15 protein-coding genes are annotated in these 17,083 nt (G+C 47.5%); 7 read left to right on the top strand and 8 right to left on the bottom strand.

Annotated features, from left to right (window positions below; translation table 11 throughout):
- Positions 1-48: 48 nt before the first annotated feature.
- The 4 genes from ICL80_RS09110 to recG form a co-directional block, all read right to left on the bottom strand.
- The gene (locus tag ICL80_RS09110) at positions 49-411 is read right to left on the bottom strand and encodes a type II toxin-antitoxin system RelE/ParE family toxin (protein ID WP_194211583.1); all 363 of its coding nucleotides are present in this window, start codon (positions 409-411) and stop codon (positions 49-51) included.
- A 5-nt stretch (positions 412-416) separates the two neighbouring features.
- On the bottom strand, positions 417-662 hold the full coding sequence (locus tag ICL80_RS09105; RefSeq protein WP_194211582.1) for a ribbon-helix-helix domain-containing protein: 246 nt from the start codon (positions 660-662) through the stop codon (positions 417-419).
- Positions 663-828: 166 nt separating this feature from the next.
- The gene (locus ICL80_RS09100) at positions 829-2,148 is read right to left on the bottom strand and encodes a hypothetical protein (protein WP_194211581.1); all 1,320 of its coding nucleotides are present in this window, start codon (positions 2,146-2,148) and stop codon (positions 829-831) included.
- A 40-nt stretch (positions 2,149-2,188) separates the two neighbouring features.
- Positions 2,189-4,273, bottom strand: a complete 2,085-nt coding sequence (recG, locus tag ICL80_RS09095) for an ATP-dependent DNA helicase RecG (protein WP_194211579.1) — start codon at positions 4,271-4,273, stop codon at positions 2,189-2,191.
- A 115-nt stretch (positions 4,274-4,388) separates the two neighbouring features.
- On the opposite strand from recG, the gene ICL80_RS09090 reads away from it, so the two are divergent.
- The 4 genes from ICL80_RS09090 (at position 4,389) to ICL80_RS09075 (ending at position 10,204) form a co-directional block, all read left to right on the top strand.
- A complete protein-coding gene (locus ICL80_RS09090) occupies positions 4,389-4,691 on the top strand; it encodes an FAD assembly factor SdhE (protein ID WP_194211577.1) in 303 nt (100 codons plus the stop codon).
- A 12-nt stretch (positions 4,692-4,703) separates the two neighbouring features.
- Positions 4,704-8,219: a transcription-repair coupling factor gene (gene mfd, locus ICL80_RS09085; RefSeq protein WP_194211575.1), complete on the top strand. Its 3,516-nt coding sequence runs from the start codon at positions 4,704-4,706 to the stop codon at positions 8,217-8,219.
- A 72-nt stretch (positions 8,220-8,291) separates the two neighbouring features.
- Positions 8,292-9,446 carry a Na+/H+ antiporter NhaA gene (gene nhaA, locus ICL80_RS09080; RefSeq protein WP_194211572.1) on the top strand — a complete coding sequence of 385 codons (1,155 nt, stop codon included), beginning with the start codon at positions 8,292-8,294 and terminating at the stop codon, positions 9,444-9,446.
- A 206-nt stretch (positions 9,447-9,652) separates the two neighbouring features.
- A complete protein-coding gene (locus tag ICL80_RS09075; RefSeq protein ID WP_194211571.1) occupies positions 9,653-10,204 on the top strand; it encodes an outer membrane protein in 552 nt (183 codons plus the stop codon).
- A gap of 81 nt (positions 10,205-10,285) precedes the next feature.
- On the opposite strand, the gene ICL80_RS09070 is transcribed toward ICL80_RS09075, so the two are convergent.
- Positions 10,286-10,909 carry a DsbA family oxidoreductase gene (locus ICL80_RS09070; protein ID WP_194211569.1) on the bottom strand — a complete coding sequence of 208 codons (624 nt, stop codon included), beginning with the start codon at positions 10,907-10,909 and terminating at the stop codon, positions 10,286-10,288.
- A gap of 102 nt (positions 10,910-11,011) precedes the next feature.
- Here ICL80_RS09070 and ICL80_RS09065 point away from each other — a divergent pair, with 102 nt between their 5' ends.
- From ICL80_RS09065 to ICL80_RS09055, 3 genes are all read left to right on the top strand, one after another.
- On the top strand, positions 11,012-11,335 hold the full coding sequence (locus ICL80_RS09065) for a hypothetical protein (protein WP_194211567.1): 324 nt from the start codon (positions 11,012-11,014) through the stop codon (positions 11,333-11,335).
- 96 nt (positions 11,336-11,431) lie between these two features.
- Positions 11,432-12,460 (top strand): GTP 3',8-cyclase MoaA, encoded by a 1,029-nt coding sequence (moaA, locus tag ICL80_RS09060; protein WP_194211565.1) that lies wholly within the window; start codon positions 11,432-11,434, stop codon positions 12,458-12,460.
- Positions 12,461-12,534: 74 nt separating this feature from the next.
- Complete coding sequence (locus ICL80_RS09055) at positions 12,535-13,293, top strand: NAD kinase (protein WP_194211563.1); 759 nt, start codon at positions 12,535-12,537, stop codon at positions 13,291-13,293.
- Positions 13,294-13,381: 88 nt separating this feature from the next.
- Here ICL80_RS09055 and ICL80_RS09050 read toward each other — a convergent pair whose 3' ends face one another.
- The 3 genes from ICL80_RS09050 to ICL80_RS09040 all read right to left on the bottom strand — a co-directional run bounded on the left by ICL80_RS09050 (position 13,382) and on the right by ICL80_RS09040 (position 17,022).
- A complete protein-coding gene (locus ICL80_RS09050) occupies positions 13,382-15,085 on the bottom strand; it encodes a PAS domain-containing sensor histidine kinase (protein WP_194211561.1) in 1,704 nt (567 codons plus the stop codon).
- Between the two features lie 41 nt (positions 15,086-15,126).
- Positions 15,127-16,245 (bottom strand): DUF2336 domain-containing protein, encoded by a 1,119-nt coding sequence (locus tag ICL80_RS09045; protein WP_194211559.1) that lies wholly within the window; start codon positions 16,243-16,245, stop codon positions 15,127-15,129.
- 276 nt (positions 16,246-16,521) lie between these two features.
- Positions 16,522-17,022, bottom strand: coding sequence for a flavin reductase family protein (locus ICL80_RS09040; protein WP_194211558.1), 501 nt, complete (start codon positions 17,020-17,022; stop codon positions 16,522-16,524).
- Positions 17,023-17,083 lie beyond the last annotated feature (61 nt).

Here is a 17,083-nt window from a genome sequence, read left to right as displayed (position 1 = left end):
TCAGTATGTATAATTTAAAACCAAACCACTGCTCTCAGCCCTAAGCACTTAGCCCGTACCGGCATCCAGCTTGCGCAAATCGCCAGCAAGCCGTGCAGGCATATCCATTTTTTCATGGAGAATGGCAAGAACCCCCACTTTCCTCGAAGGCAGCTCCCTAAAGAATATAACATGCTTGCCGTAACGGCTCATATATACATCCATATCCAGATCAAGCGGCACGACTAGTTTGCGCGGCAACACGCGCCAAACATGGCGCTTTTCTGCAACAGCACCCAAGTGCGTCATCATCTCTCGAACATAGGTTTCAGCCTGTGCCCTGCCCCATTCAGCTTCTGTATACTGCCAGATTTTATCAAGCGCCTTATCGGCAATTGGTGAAAAAACAAAACGTGCCCCAGAGCTTACCACGGGGCCTAAACCTTATTGCGGCTAATCACGTCATCAGCGCTCACGCTGACAAAATCCTCTTCCGCAAGCCGCAGGGAAGGCTCAAGTTGGCCTTTCAACCACTGCCAGCTTTCCTTGGAACTCATCAGGTCTGCCCGAATAAGGGAGCGAATATATTCACTGGCGTTTTCATAAAGGCCACTTTCGCCAACCTGTTGCTGCAAATGATTTTTAAGCTCACCCGTAACCCGTACATTCACACTGTCTGACATAGTCAACTCCTTCTAATGGATATAGAATACTATGTGTAAACCATATATTCAATATTATTCACAATTAATCCAATGAAGATGCAGAAGGGGTGTGAGTATGTAAGAGATTGCATCCTTAACTATTCATCTTGGTGTTAAATATAGTTACTAGATCATTTAAAAATATCTAACTTCGATCAATATGCTCAACACTAAAATTCATTGTGTAACCTGCAGAGTTTATATTTGACCAATCAATACGGCTTACCATGAGCTTCTTGTCATCAACTTTCTCTTCTTGACCTTTCCCAGCTAAAATGGCTGCTCTTATGTTAAGAGGCATGTCACGCTTTATAGCTTTTGTAGTTAGTAACTCTGATGCCTCTAGTAATCTTTTTTTTGCCTCATCTTCCCTATGTATATCATGGATACTTGTCATAACTTTTAGATTTTTAGCCGCCTTAAGATCACCGGTTATAAAATATGATATACTATTAGACTTTAAGCGATCGCCAAACTTTAAAGGCGGAGATGAAGCACCCCACTCTTCTTCATAATAATATGTGTAACTATTTGTTTCCAAACCTACTATTGAGAGGAATTTTTGTGCAAAATATGGTGACCAACCATCACTATGATGGATAAAGTGCGGCTGCTGTTCGTGTTTATGTAAGACGAACTGTTCATTAATTAACATCATAACTTCTTTTTTGGTAGTCAGCCTACGCAAAACAACTGAATTGCTCCAACGGTCAAGGAGGAAAGTATCAAATTTGAACGCCTTTATTGCCTCTATACATGCCCATCTTCTGAGCTTGTCTGGCATAGTATTCCCTATACGTATCAGAACAATTTCATAAACAACATAAAACCTCAAAATATAAAGAAACGGTAAGAACAACACTGTCATCATTAATGGAAAAACTAAATCATATGCGGTTTCAAGCACTAAACCTGCCTGTTCTTGGTGAATTATGTAATCAACTGAATGATAAAATGAAACACATGCCCATATTAAAAGCAGTGTAATCATCAAGTTTTCTACGGACTTATTTTTGTGATCCTGTGCTGCAACAGCATACCATACCGATATGACTACAACTAAAGGAAATACAATTAGTTCTATACTCAAACTAAATGGCTGAAATGCAACTATATACTCAAACAAAGTAACGGCACTAACATTTGCCCACACTTGTTTTTTAAAAAACTGTTCATCGGTGCGTATTGCGTCAGTCTTGCTACATACCACTATACCCGATGTCATAACCCATAGGACCGTCACTTTTAAACCGGAGGATTCCCACAAACCTATAAGGCTGAGGCCATATACTAGCAGAGCAACATAAAGGCATATGAGCAACACCAACTTAACTAAGGTCGGTGTCATAGCACTTTTAAGAGCAGCCCAAATACTGTGACGAATTTCAGTTTTAGCGAGGCAACAAAGTAAAAAAATACCCAGCCAAATGACTAAAGCTAATTCACGATTATTAAGTGTAAACACAACTTCATGCCCCAACATACACTAAGATTTAGTAAGTAAGCTAACCAGACCCCATCAATCTTATGCCTTCATCGCGCTCGAACAGATAGAGCAAATGCCGCAACGCCTTGCCGCGCTCCCCCTTTAACTCAGGGTCTTTTGCCACAATCAGCTTAGCATCGTCGCGGGCCATGGCGATCAGGTCTGCGTGCTCGGCAAAGTCCACCATTTTAAATTCCGGCAGGCCGCTTTGCTTGGTGCCTAAAATTTCGCCGCCGCCGCGCAGCCGCAAATCCTCTTCCGCAATCAGGAAGCCATCCTCTGTGTCGCGCATAATCTGCAACCGCGCCCGCGCCACCTCGCCCACCGCGTTGGTGCGCAGCAAAATGCAGCTTGATTTATCTGTCCCTCGGCCCACACGGCCCCTTAGCTGGTGAAGCTGCGCAAGGCCAAAACGCTCTGCATGCTCAATCACCATAATGGTGGCCTCCGGCACATTCACGCCCACCTCAATCACGGTAGTGGATACAAGCACGCTGATTTCGCCGCTGGCAAACTGCGCCATAACAGCATCTTTTTCTGTGCCCTTCATTTTACCGTGCACAAGGCCCACACGCCCGCCAAACAGCTTTTTAAGGGCAACAAAACGTTCTTCCGCAGCCGCGACATCCAGCAGTTCGCTTTCTTCCACTAAGGGGCACACCCAGTACACCCGCGCACCAGCGCTTATTGCACGGCTAATACCCGATACCACATCAGAAAGCCGGTCCAGTGACACAACCCGCGTATCCACCGGCAAACGGCCAGGTGGTTTTTCGCGGATAAGCGAGGTGTCCATATCGCCGTAAACCGTGAGCGTAAGGGTGCGCGGAATGGGGGTTGCTGTCATCCCGAGCACATCAATGCCCGCCGTTGCTTTCGCTGACAAAGCCAAACGCTGCTGCACCCCAAACCTGTGCTGCTCGTCAATCACCGCAAAACCAAGGTCTTTGAACACCACATCATCCTGAATAAGGGCATGGGTACCAATAAGTATATCAATGTCACCATTTGCAAGCGCCTCTAGTATGGCTTGCCGGGGCCTACCTTTATTGCGGCCTGTAAGCAACGCTACTTTAAGGCCTCCAGCCTCTGCCAGTGGCTGAATAGTGGCTAAATGCTGGTTTGCGAGAATTTCAGTAGGGGCAAGAATAGCAGACTGTACGCCTGCTTCCGTGGCAGCGGCGGCGGCCATAAGCGCCACCACCGTTTTACCACTGCCCACATCACCTTGCATAAGGCGCAGCATGGCACGCTCGCTTTCCATATCGCTGACTATCTCTGCAAGCGCTGTTTGCTGATCACCTGTAAAGTTGAATGGCAGGGCCGCCATAATTTTTTTGCGGATGCGCCCATCACCTTTCAGCACCCTACCCCGTTTACGGCGGGTACGGTCGCGCACCACCATAAGCGCAAGCTGGGTCGCAAGAAGCTCGTCCGCCGCAAGCCGCCTGCGGGCCAAACTGTTTGGTGCAATATCTTCTAACGTATCAGGGCTGTGAAGCTGCTTTAAGGCCTCCAGAAAACTTGGCCACTTTTCCCGCGCCAGCAAGGCACTGTCATGCCACTCAGGCAGCGCAGGCACAGTTTCAAGCGCTGCCAAAATCGCTTTTCGCAGCATTTTAAGCGAAACACCCGCCGTTAAAGGATAAACAGTTTCAAGGAGCGGCAGATCAGCCGGACTATTCGGGTCTACCATATAGTCAGGGTGCGTGATCTGGGCCTGATCACCGTAATGTTCCAGTTTGCCACTAATGATGCGGGTTTCACCTTCTGGTAGCTGTTTTTTAATCCAGTCTGGCCGGGGATGGAAAAAAACAAGGATCACATCACCGCTACTGTCACGGCATACCACCCTGTAAGGTGTGCGCTTGTTCAGTGCAGGTCTGTGTTCAACGACAGTAACCTCAAGTGTAACAATTGACCCCGGCACAGCATCTGCAACTTTGGGCCGGTAGCGCCTGTCAATGAGCCCCACTGGTCTATGGAGCAGCAGGTCAACTGTTCTGGTACCGGCAAGACGCTCCAACGCAGGTTTCGTGCGTTTACCAATACCCGGCAAACGTTCAATATCCGCAAAATAATCAAACAGTAATTCAGGCCGCATGCGGCATTTTCCCCAAAATAGACAAAAGTTTCGCTTTAATGATGCATGACCATAGCCTATGGTGTGCCGCCCGAAAAGAAGCTAGATAAGAAATACGATAAACTGGAAAGAAATAATGGTTACTCCAGACTATAACCCCCACGGTGAACTTGACCTTGAAAACCGCAAGCGCAGGCTTTTGTTTCGGTCATGGCATCGCGGCATTAAAGAACTGGACCTTATTTTTGGTAACTTTGTCGAGGCCAACCATGCAAGCTTTACCCATGAAGACTGTGAATGGTTTGAAAAGCTGTATGAAGAGCAAGATCATGAAATTTTAGGTTGGGTTACCTCTGGCGAGAATGTACCACAAGAATTTCAAGGTGCGCTGATGGACCGCCTGCAAAAGCTTGATTTCATGATCCTGAAGGCAAAGTAAAGTTCCCTGCCCATGCCCCTAGACGCATTTATTACTGAAGATTACCCACTTCTGGCGGGCGGTATACCCGGTGGTTATGATGCTATGCTGCTTGCAACCAGCGCTGGCCGACTGTTCGCCGACAAAAAACTCCCCATTCTGCATATCGCCCGCGATGATGCGCGCATGACGGCCCTTGAAAGCGCTATACGGTTTTTTGACCCAGATATAGATATTATCAGCTTTCCCGCATGGGACTGTTTGCCTTACGACCGGGTTAGCCCGCAAGGTGATATTGTTGCCCGCCGTATGGCTGCACTTTCAACCCTTGCCAGCAGCCGACAAAAAGGCCCGCGCATTATTCTCACCACCGTGAATGCAGTTTTACAGCGCGTACCACCCCTATCCGCCGTGAGAGATGCAACGTTTGATGCCAAACCCGGTGATACAGTTAGCATGCAGGCACTGGCAAGCTTTCTGGCGGCAAACGGCTATAACCGTACAGGCCAAGTTATGGAGCCGGGCGAATTTGCCGTGCGTGGTGGCCTTATTGATATTTTCCCTTCAGGCTACGAACACCCTTTAAGGCTCGATTTTTTTGGCGATGATCTGGATACTATCCGCCTGTTTGACCCGCTTGACCAGCGGACCATAGGCAAGGCTGACCGACTTCACCTGAAACCTGCAAGCGAATATGCTCTCTCGGAAGATGCTATCACGCGGTTTCGTAAAAACTATACAGCCACATTTGGTCCTGCCAAGGGGAACGACCTTCTATATGAAGCCATAAGCGAAGGCCGTAAATTTCAGGGCGCTGAACACTGGCTGCCTTTTTTTCATGATACTATGGCCACCCTGCTGGATTACGTTGGTAACGCGCTTCTTAGCATGGACCATCAGGCCGATGAAGCGGCCCACGAACGCTTCAAAGCGCTTGAAGATTATTACACAGCCCGTAAAAGCGCCCATGACATGCACAGTGCACAAAAGGCACAACACAGTGCCATCAGTGCGCCGCCTTATAAACCAGTGCCTATCAGAAGCCTTTATATACAAAAAGGCGAGTGGGATAGCTTCCTTGAAAAGCTTAATGCGCGCCGGTTTTCACCATTTGAAGAGCCCCCAGCACTTGGTGTTGTTAGTTTTGGCGCACGGCAAGGCCGCAGTTTTGCACCAGAACGTAATGCCCGCGATATAAACATCTATGATGCGGTTCGCAGCCATGTAGAAGATACCCGAAAAACTGGCAAGCGCGTTGTGTTTGCCTGCTATTCTGCGGGCTCTGCCGACCGGATGAAAGGTGTTCTGGAAGATCACGACCTAACGCCTGTTGGCATAGCGGCTACTTGGCAGGATATTCGAACGGCGCCAAAACATATTATTGCCGTAACCGTCCTTCCTCTTGAAACTGGATTTGAAACCAATGATTTAACTGTTATTTCAGAGCAGGATGTGCTTGGCGACAGGCTTGTTCGAAAGTCACGCCGTAACAGAAAAGCCGATAATTTCCTAAAAGAAGCCTCTGGCCTTAATCCCGGTGATCTGGTTGTTCATACCAGCCACGGCATCGGCCGGTTTGAAGGCCTTGAAACCGTAACGGTATCAGGTGCACCGCACGACTGCCTGCTCATAACCTATGCGGGCGGTGACAAGCTTTTTGTCCCAGTTGAAAATATCGAAACCCTATCCCGCTATGGCAGTGAGGATGCTGAAGCTCAGCTTGACAAACTGGGCGGCGTTGCATGGCAGGCGCGAAAAGCACGGCTTAAAGAGCGCATCCGCATTATGGCAGACCAGCTTATTAAGCTTGCGGCTGAACGCGCCCTTAAAGAAGGCCTAACCATCATAACACCTGAGGGCATGTATGATGAGTTTTGCGCCCGCTTCCCTTACACAGAAACCGATGATCAACTTCGTGCAATCGCTGATGTTGCAGGTGATTTGGCATCTGGTAAACCGATGGACCGGCTGGTGTGCGGTGATGTTGGCTTTGGTAAAACCGAGGTCGCCCTGCGGGCAGCCTTTCTTGCTGTTATGGCCGGGCATCAGGTCGCTGTTGTTGCCCCCACCACCCTTCTCGCTCGCCAGCATTATCTTAATTTTACCGAGCGTTTCAAAGGCTTGCCTGTGCGCATTGGCCAACTTTCCCGGTTGGTTTCTGCCAAAGACACCAAGGCAACCAAAGATGAAATGACCAAGGGCACGGTTGATATTATCATTGGCACTCATGCCCTGCTTGCAAAAGGCATTGAATTCCGAGATTTAGGGCTTTTGATTGTTGATGAAGAACAGCATTTTGGTGTGGGCCACAAAGAAAAGCTTAAAGAACTAAAAGCCAATGTGCATGTTCTAACCCTGACAGCCACACCAATTCCGCGCACGCTGCAAATGGCCATGTCGGGCATTCGTGACCTCTCTCTTATCGCAACGCCGCCTGTAGATAGGCTTGCTATTCGGACCTACGTGATGCCATTTGATCATGTGGTTGTGCGTGAGGCCTTGCTGCGCGAACATTATCGTGGCGGCCAAAGCTTTTATGTCTGCCCCCGTATTGCCGACATTGAAGAAGCCGCTGCTTATCTGCGCGATCATGTGCCTGAGGTAAAATATGTTATCGCCCACGGACAAATGACACCAACAACAATTGAAGACGTGATGACAGCCTTTTACGAAGGCCGTTATGACGTGCTTTTGTCTACCACTATTATCGAATCCGGCATTGACATACCAACTGCCAACACCATGATTGTACACCGAGCAGATATGTTTGGCCTTGCTCAATTGTACCAACTTCGGGGCCGAGTGGGCAGGTCAAAGACCCGTGCATATGCTTACCTCACAACACCGTCTGGTCGCATTTTAAACGAAAATGCTACCAAGCGTCTTCAGGTTTTATCTGCTCTCGATACGCTCGGTGCAGGTTTCACTATTGCCAGCCATGATATGGATATTCGGGGGGCTGGTAATTTGCTTGGTGACCAGCAATCAGGTCATATCCGCGAAGTGGGTGTTGAGCTTTACCAGAAAATGCTTGAGGAAGCCGTTGCTGAAGCACGCGCTGGTAGCAGCGATGATGATTTGATGGATAGTGACTGGTCACCGCAAATTAATCTTGGGGCTACGGTTATGATCCCGGAAAAATATGTGCCGGACCTCACGCAGCGTATGGCCCTCTATCGCCGGCTTGCTGATTTGGTTACCCGAGAAGATGTGGATACCTTCTGCGCTGAGTTAATAGACCGTTTTGGCCCGCTTCCGGGTGAAGTAAAGCAACTTGCCGCGGTTATGATCATTAAAGGCTATAGCAAACGTGCCGGCATTGAAAAGCTGGAAGCGGGCCCCAAGGGCGTTGTTATCAGCTTTAAAGATGATAAATTTGAAAACCCGGCATCCCTTATTGAGTTCATATCTGCAACAGGAAATACCGCAAAAGTTCGCCCAGATCAAAAGCTGGTTTATTATGCTAAAATGGAAAAAATTGGTGTCAGATTAAAGACCATTGCAGCTTTAACCAGAAAGCTGGCTAGCATAGCAGAAGAAAACCGTTAGCAACTATACCGATTTTATTTGAAAAACGGGTGTTGCATCCCAATATGGACATTACAATATTGGGAGATATCGATGAAATTGAACTTATCCGCTGATGCTATCAGTGGACTGATGCTTATTGCAGCAACTGCTTTAGCCCTAATCCTTAATAACTCAGCCGCCGCCCCGCTTTATGATTCCCTGCTTGGCATGCAAGGCACTATATCAATTGGGAGTTATGGCCTTTCAAAGTCTTTGCTGCTGTGGATCAATGAAGGCCTTATGGCCATTTTCTTTTTACTGGTTGGCTTAGAACTAAAAAGAGAAATGGTTTATGGTTCGCTGGCGAACCCTAAAAACATCATATTACCTGGTATGGCCGCAATTGGCGGCATGGCAATTCCTGCACTTATCTATTGGGCTGCTGTTGCCGGTGATGTTTCAGCTATGGCAGGGTGGGCAATTCCAACAGCAACAGATATAGCATTTGCTATTGGCGTTTTGGCCTTCCTCTCAAAACGCGTCCCAACTGAGTTAAAGGTTTTTCTGTTAACGCTTGCTATTTTAGATGACCTAGGCGCGGTTATAATTATTGCAGCTTTTTATACAGATGACCTGTCAACTTTGTCCCTTACCCTTGGGCTTGCTGGCTGCGCAGCCCTGTTCCTGTTAAATCGGTTTAATGTACGCAGCGTTCCGGCCTATATGTTTATTGGTATTATTGTTTGGGTCTGCGTGCTCAAATCAGGTGTGCATGCAACGCTTGCTGGCGTTGCTGTTGGCTTTGCCATTCCCGCCTGTAAAGACCAAGAGGGCCATTCCATTCTGGAAGATCTGGAACACAGCCTCCATGCACCTGTTTCCCTAATGATACTACCTCTGTTTGCGCTCGCAAACGCAGGAATTTCTCTTACAGGCTTCAGCTTCGCAAGCTTAGCGGAAGGTATCAGCTTTGGTGTTCTAACAGGGCTTGCTATCGGCAAACCCATAGGTGTATTAGCGGGCTCCTTATGCGCTATATATCTTTTCAGAGCAGCTCTACCTGGCACTCTGAAGCTTCGCCACATCTGGGGGGCTGGCCATCTAGCCGGCATTGGTTTTACCATGAGCCTGTTTATCGGCAGTCTTGCTTTTGAGGCACCTGAAACAAATGCGGATGTACGCATTGGCGTACTGGCAGCCAGCACCCTATCCGTTATTCTTGGGTGGGTTGTCCTTTCTTGGAAAAAACCAGCTACTATAACCTAAAGTTATAATGAAATATCAATACCTTAAGGAGGCCTAGCGCCTCCTTTTTTTATGAATAGATCTCTGTTCATCTACCTGCCCTAATATGCCTTAATGTTTCACTTTTCTGACACATATCCTCCTCTCCACCGCCTTAGTTCGAGGCCAAATTCTGTTTTGTCGACACCGGAAATTATCGCTGGGTCGCATTAACACTGGAGGAATCTATGTCTATTACAAAAACAATTATTGCAGCATCAATCGTCTCTTTGACTGCAGCGACAGCCACACTTGCACAAGACGGCAAATACTTTGATGGATCATATGTTGGTATTGAAGGTGGCTTGGACTGGACTGAACTCGCAATCGATTCAAATAGCGACAACAGCCTTTATTACGGCGGCGTCATAGGTTTTCGCAATCAAATGGATAGCGGTATTGTGACCGGCATTGAAGGTAGCTTCGGTGACACAGGCTACAAGAACGACCTGACTGGCACACATTCTAATTATGAATGGAGCGCTTCCCTAATACTTGGTAAAGCATTCGGTCAGGACGGCACAAACCTACTATATGGTAAAGCTGGTTATGTACGAACAAATTTTGACGCCACCCCTGCTGATGATGACAGCTACGGTGAAGGTGGCTGGCGCTTTGGCGGCGGCTACGAGCGTGCTGTTAACGAGCGTCTAAGCATGCGTCTTGGCGCTGATTATACAACATACGGCAATGATGAAAATGCGTGGCAAACAAAAGCTGGCGTATTGGTAAGCTTCTAATATGAATAGCTCTCAATTCACTATGGCCTGCGTTTTGAGTATGTGATTTGAGAAAGAGGATGGTGCAAGCCATCCTCTTTTCTATTCTTTAAGCTTATCTATCATATCTGTAATAGCATCTACCCCTTGCGCCCCTGAAATGGCAGCCTTACCGTCAATGATAAACACCGGCACTCCCTGCACCCCAAGCTTGCGCGCCTGTGCAATCTCACTTTGTACCAAGTCATTATCTCTCTCCGTATTTAAGAGATCGGCAACAACCTTGGCATCCATGCCTGCTTTTGCAGCAACGTCGACCAGAAGCTCATGCGCCCCTAAAAAAGCGCTATCTTCAAAATAGCGCTGCATTAAATCTGTTACCACAGCATCCTGCACGCCGTCTGCTCGCGCCCAGCGTATCAGACGGTGCGCATCAAGTGTGTTGGCAATCAGGCACTCTGATTCAAAATCAAATGTAATGCCCAGTGATTTGCCTAAATCGCTTAAGTGTTCGCGCATCTGGGCTAACCGAGCTTGGTCGGGAAACTTTTTGGCATAATAGCTTTTCCTGTCGATACCTTCTTTGGGGGTATCTGGTCCTAACTGATAGGGCCGCCACCATACATCTGCCTTTAGGGAAGGTCGCGCCGAAAGCGCAAGGTCAAGCTGGCGCTTACCAACATAACACCAAGGACATACGACATCGATCACAGCGTCAATTTTCATGGTTTTGGCCTCGCAGGGTACATTAGATAAAATTGTATCTATATTTTTACAGCTTTTTCAGGGGTTGAATCTATAGTAGTTTCCTGTAACGGGGTAAAGAAGATGCTTGATGCACTGAAAACAACCACAACTGGTCTATTGCAGTCTGAAAGACGGGCAACTGATATTGCCAAGGAAATTTTAACCGCAAGTGCTGCAGCAGCGTCGTTCACGCTTGAAAGCGATGTACCAAACACGCCCACCTCCACTATTACTGAAACAGAATCAAGCCAGGCTTTTGGCCTCAACACTGCATCTGCAGGCTACGGCGATATTCTACAGCATCTTGTCGATTTAAGAGCCGAACAACAGGCTTTCAAAGCAAACGCCGAGGCCTTTAAACGCATAGATGAAACACTAGGCACCCTTCTGGACGATAATGGATAAGTGAAACTTATGTCTGAGCAATACATAAAGTAATTCTATCCATCAATTATACAGCAATATCTTGACTTCCTCCCTCAGGATGCTGACATTAGCCATATGCCAGACAATGCCGTAAATATCAAATCGCCCAAAACATTACGTGACCAGTTTGGTCGCAAGATTACCTATTTGCGCCTTTCTGTCACGGACCGGTGCGACCTTAGATGCACATACTGCATGGCAGAACAAATGACCTTTCTACCTAAGTCAGAAGTTCTAAGCCTTGAAGAGATGCTAGAGCTATGTACAGCCTTCATTGCACGTGGTGTTCGGAAAATCCGTCTTACTGGCGGCGAACCACTTGTTCGCAAAAACATTCTCTGGCTTGTTGACCGCCTTGGTTACTGTGTTGGCAATGGCTCGCTTGATGAATTAACACTTACGACAAACGGCACACAGTTACCCAGCATGGCGGTAGACCTCTATAAAGCAGGTATTCGCCGCGTGAATATTTCACTGGATACATTGCAAAAAGATCTGTTCCATAAAATAACGCGCCGCGATCAGTTGGATACTGTACTAGACGGTATTGAGGCCGCGAAATCTGCAGGTCTTAAAGTCAAAATCAATACCGTTGCCATGCGCGGCATGAATGAAGATGAAATTCCCGATATTCTTAATTGGACCAGCCAAAACGGTATGGATGTAACCCTTATTGAAACCATGCCCCTCGGTGACACCTCTGACCCACGCGAAGACGGATACCTGCCGCTAACTGCCGTAAAAGAAAAACTTGATACAGTGTTTGACCTGACACCAAGCGACAAACGCACAGGCGGGCCTGCTCGCTATTTTACCGTTGGTAACACGGGCCAAAAACTTGGCCTTATTACACCGCTGACAAATAATTTCTGCGATGGCTGCAACCGTGTGCGCGTTACATGCACAGGGCGTATTTATATGTGCCTAGGACAAGATGATCACGTTGACCTTCGCGCAGCCCTTAGGTCGGATGCCCCCGAGCAGGCCTTATCTGCCTGCCTCGACCTTGCCATGGGCCTAAAACCCAAGGGCCATGATTTTGCCATGTCTAACGGTAAGATGATAGGCAAGGTGAACCGCCATATGAGCCAAACTGGCGGATGACCCCCTACTAAAATAATCTACTCGCACAAGTTAGCATTTCAATTATACTGTCCGCCAATAGTAGGAGCGACACAATGAAAATAGCTATTATAGCTAGTGAATTTGGTGAAGGATCACAGGCTGCAAAAACACTGCGCAGCCGCTACCGTGCGGTTAGTGCACGTGAAGCAGACGTGATCGTAGCGCTTGGTGGTGATGGTTTTATGTTGCAAACGCTGCATACCTATATGGGGCATACCAAACCTATCTACGGCATGAATAAAGGCACTGTTGGTTTTCTGATGAACTCTTTTTCTGAAGACAACCTTATTGAACGTATTGAAAACGCTGATACTTTCACGCTTCACCCGCTAAAAATGCGGGCAACACGCTGCGACGGCGAAGTCGTTGAATATCTGGCTATCAACGAAATTTCTCTTCTCCGGGAAACCCGGCAAGCTGCAAATATTCGGGTCGCGATTGACGGCAAGGTACGCTTGCCTGAATTGGTTGGGGACGGTGTTCTTGTCGCGACACCTGCCGGTAGCACCGCTTATAACCTGTCCGCGCACGGGCCTATTATTCCGCTTGAATCAAACCTATTGGCCTTAACGCCGCTTTCAGCTTTCAGGCCTAGGCGCTGGCGCGGAGCTTTGCTGCCGCATGACGTAACAGTTGAGCTAACGATAAACCAGCCTCAGAAACGACCTGTTTCAGCCGTTGCTGATATGCACGAAGTGCGCGATGTGCGCCATGTTATTATTGAAGAAGATAGAAGCAAAGACCTACCCATTCTGTTTGACCCAGAACATACACTGGCTGAACGTATCTTTACCGAACAGTTTGTATATTAACATCTTCTCCTCGTTCTGCCTGAAATCAAACAGGCCTCCGCACAATAAAGTACGAAGGCCTGTTCACCCGTCCCTTATGGGATTATTTTTAAATAAAGTTGCCATCCCCTGCTGTTCCATCCGCAAGAGGGACCGTTACAGTAAACCTGCTACCAGCACCTGCCTTGCTTTTAACCACAATATCGCCCCCCATCATGCGGGCAAGCTCACGTGATATATGCAGCCCAAGGCCAGTGCCCTCTTGTGTACGGGAATATATATGCTCTGTTACCTGATGGAATTTTTCAAAAATATTAGACTGATGCTCTGGCGGAATGCCAATCCCTGTATCCCAGACTGTTACAGCGATTTGGTCGTCATCAGCGCTTGAAACCTCCATACCAATAGCGCCGCCTGTCGGCGTAAACTTCACTGCATTGGACAATAGGTTTACTAAAATTTGTGTCATCCGGCGGTCATCAACCTTAACTAAAGCCTCGGTTTTCACAGCTAAGGCATCAACACTGATACCCTTGCTCCGCGCAGCAGCTATATTCATTTGCGTTGCTTTAAGAATAATCTGGTTAAGATCCAGCTCATCTACCTGCAAAGAAAGGCCGCCACTTTCAATAACTGCAACATCCAGAATATCATTGATCAATTCCAGCAAATGCTGCCCTGATTTGTGGATATCCTCAGCATAACCAATGTATGTTGCATCAAGCGCACCAAAAGTTTGGCGCACAAAGGCTTCAGCAAAGCCAATAATAGCATTAAGCGGCGTCCTAAGCTCATGGCTCATTGCTGCCAGAAATTCATTTTTGGCACGCAGAGCACTGGTTGCCTGCTCGCTTGCAATATCGAGCGCCATATTTTTACGTGTTAGCTCGGTTAACAGTGCTTCAAGATTAACCCTAACAGCAGCAGCTTCATCAGCCTGCTTATACCGTGTGGTTACATCCATCCCAACACCGCGATAGCCCCGGAAGTCGCCAGATTGCCGGTCAAAAACCGGAACGGCTGACAAATGGAATTTCAATTCCTTACCGCTTGGCTCTGATACAATAAATAGCTGCTCGCGAAACGGTTTTCGCATTTGAATAGCACGAGGGCCTTCCTGTTTATCGTTGAGGTTTTTCTCTAAACGGCCAAATTGCTCGAACCGCGAACCAATAAACAGGGATGCAGGCTGGCCAACGATCGCTGTAAAACGCTCAGAAAGGGAACGGATACGCATATCGCTGTCGCATTCAAAAAACCAGTCAGAGCTTGCTCGGGTAAAATCCTGAAATTGTGCCTGAGTTTTATTCGCTTCTTCAATACCCCGCACCTGTGCGGTAACATCTTCATAAGTACCCGCAATCGCGATCATATGGCCTTCACGATTTCGTACAGGAGAATGCCGCCCCAGAAAAATACGGTCCCTGCCATTTATGCGCACAACCTCTTCTGCGCGCACAGTAGTATTACATGCTAGAACATCATCAATCACGGGCATTAAAGATGGAATCTGGTGTTTGCCCGCGTGCGCTGCGCTTCCTGCAGCCAACGGCTTATCCACGAGTGCGGCATCAAGTACCGTATAATGATCATTCACATGAATAACTGTACCATCAAGGGATGCCATATAAAACGGCAAGGCCTCGTCAACCACAATGGTTTCAAGCATAGCCAATATAGTCTCATTGGCGGCTACAGCGTGGCCTGCAAACCGTTGTATGGAAACACCAAATGCTTCCCGGTCTGGCTGCCCTTCAGCTCTGTGGGTTGCCAAATCCACAACCTTGTCATCTTTCATTGGTCTTTCAACCATAGCGGGCCTCCCTACAACCCTCGTCACATATCTGTGATCGATTAACTCACCTTATCCAGTTCTTCTATTGCTTCCTGATAGGCATAATCCCGCTGCCACACCTGCAAAGCCCCCTTCGCATTTTCCTCAGAGGTGGAATCAAAAAGTTCAAGAATCTCTTTCAGCACACCGGGGGCTTTCACACTGCCCCCTTCTCTCGCCTGTACAACAAGCAAATAAATATTAGTAAACTGTGAGCGGTCTATACCCACCGCCTTCGCCAAAACGGCAAAGCTTTCACCGCCTTTATCAGAAAAAATACGCCATGAAACACGGAAGCTAACGCCCGAAAGTTCAGCCATTCCCGCCACAAAAACTGCAATCCGTTGCTGTCGCAGTGCCGTTAGCAAAAACTGCACACTCAGTTCGCCGTTTTCCAGCATGCGCCTAACCAGTTTTTGTGCCCGAATATAGGCACTTTGATCGTCCATTTGCTCAACCATCGCTGTACGCGCGGCTCGCTTCACGGCTGTTTCAAAAACAATCGGGTCAACATTATATTCGGTCAAAATCTTTTTTCTGAGCGCGGCTGAAACCCACCAATACATTCGGAAAGCCAAATCGCCCGGCAAATCAGTGCGGTTCAAAAGCGGCTCCTGAAACCTGTCTACCCGGCGAGATTCCGCAACCAAATATTCCATCGCACGTTTCGACAGATTACTGTCATGATTATTAAGAAGCGCCTCGATGACATCTTCACTACCATACTCAACAAGAGCATTACTTACCTGTTCAGAAACTTCATCCCGCATAGCGATGACCATCCGGTGCTCATCTGTCCGCATGCGAATGATTTCAATAAGTTCGGGGTCTTTTAAAAGATTACTGCGCTCCAACAGAGGGCGGGCAATTTCTATTTCATCACTCGCTAGAAACTTTGCAATTTCAGCAAGTTCAATATCGGAGTTCGCAAGTGTATGAGCAAGCTCTTTCCTAATCTCAACCTCAACCTGGCTAACAAGCTTACCAAGGATGTCTGACATTAAGGCGCGTTCATGCTCACTCAGACGACCATCATCTGATAAAAATAGATCTGTAATATTCTCTACAAGACGTGACCTGGCATCCGACGATTTTTCTTTCGCCAACAACAGTAAATCCTGCAGCTCCTTACTGACCACGGGCCATCTCCTAGCCGGTTAAATCTGCTTCACGGGTTCCTTTTAAACCCGCTTTTACCCCTTCACCGGACACGTAACTCTATAGTTTATAGATTCTATACTAAGAATCAACACTTTAGCAAGGTTATGCACAGACACCCTGTGGATAACCTTGTCGCAAAACACAAGATATCGAATCTATTTGATTCGCAGAGTCAACATATTGCGATTCGAAAGGTTAAAAAAAAGATTAATTTTTTATTAAACATGCACTTTTTTGCACGTAACCGACAAATATTAGGAAAAATTGGTCATGGTTGCCCAGTCACCATCCAAATAACAGAGCGGTGTGTCACCGGAATTGCCGCCAACAACAATAGAGCGGATTAGGCCAATAACAATGCCGTGACTGCCGGCATCTAAAATGCTCTCAACTTCACAGTCGAAACTGACAAGAGCGTCAGGCAATAGCGGTGCACCACCCACGCCAACATTCCATTCAATCGAGGAAAAACGCTCAGTTTCCGGCTGCCCACTTAACCCTGCAAATAGAATTGCCAGATCTTTATGCTGAGTTCCTAGAACATTAATCGCAAGACTACGGCCTTTTGAGATGGTTTCATACGTTACACCAGCCCTGTTAATGCAGGTTAAAAGTCTTGGAGGCTCCGCAGAAAGAGAGGTGACGGCGGTTGCTGTAAGGCCTGCATATATACCTTCATGGGCGCTGGTTACAATATTAACAGCACCGCCCAAGCGGCGCATCCCTTGGCGAAATTGCTCTGCATTTACAGTCATTATTTTAGGCTCCAGACTAACGTCGCAACAATTTAAACAGGTTAGCTGGAAATACAACGCC

The organism is Kordiimonas pumila, from assembly GCF_015240255.1.
Taxonomy (GTDB): domain Bacteria; phylum Pseudomonadota; class Alphaproteobacteria; order Sphingomonadales; family Kordiimonadaceae; genus Kordiimonas; species Kordiimonas pumila.
This window is presented reverse-complemented; position numbering and strand designations above follow the sequence as displayed.

What these genes read in the sequence shown, in the direction of transcription:
- ICL80_RS09075 (WP_194211571.1), top strand. Translation starts at nt 9,653, where the DNA reads ATGTCTATTACAAAAACAATTATTGCAGCATCAATCGTCTCTTTGACT.
- nhaA (WP_194211572.1), top strand. Translation starts at nt 8,292, where the DNA reads ATGAAATTGAACTTATCCGCTGATGCTATCAGTGGACTGATGCTTATT.
- ICL80_RS09065 (WP_194211567.1), top strand. Translation starts at nt 11,012, where the DNA reads ATGCTTGATGCACTGAAAACAACCACAACTGGTCTATTGCAGTCTGAA.
- recG (WP_194211579.1), bottom strand. Translation starts at nt 4,273, where the DNA reads ATGCGGCCTGAATTACTGTTTGATTATTTTGCGGATATTGAACGTTTG.
- ICL80_RS09055 (WP_194211563.1), top strand. Translation starts at nt 12,535, where the DNA reads ATGAAAATAGCTATTATAGCTAGTGAATTTGGTGAAGGATCACAGGCT.
- ICL80_RS09090 (WP_194211577.1), top strand. Translation starts at nt 4,389, where the DNA reads ATGGTTACTCCAGACTATAACCCCCACGGTGAACTTGACCTTGAAAAC.
- ICL80_RS09105 (WP_194211582.1), bottom strand. Translation starts at nt 662, where the DNA reads ATGTCAGACAGTGTGAATGTACGGGTTACGGGTGAGCTTAAAAATCAT.
- ICL80_RS09070 (WP_194211569.1), bottom strand. Translation starts at nt 10,909, where the DNA reads ATGAAAATTGACGCTGTGATCGATGTCGTATGTCCTTGGTGTTATGTT.
- ICL80_RS09040 (WP_194211558.1), bottom strand. Translation starts at nt 17,022, where the DNA reads ATGACTGTAAATGCAGAGCAATTTCGCCAAGGGATGCGCCGCTTGGGC.
- ICL80_RS09050 (WP_194211561.1), bottom strand. Translation starts at nt 15,085, where the DNA reads ATGGTTGAAAGACCAATGAAAGATGACAAGGTTGTGGATTTGGCAACC.
- mfd (WP_194211575.1), top strand. Translation starts at nt 4,704, where the DNA reads ATGCCCCTAGACGCATTTATTACTGAAGATTACCCACTTCTGGCGGGC.
- moaA (WP_194211565.1), top strand. Translation starts at nt 11,432, where the DNA reads ATGCCAGACAATGCCGTAAATATCAAATCGCCCAAAACATTACGTGAC.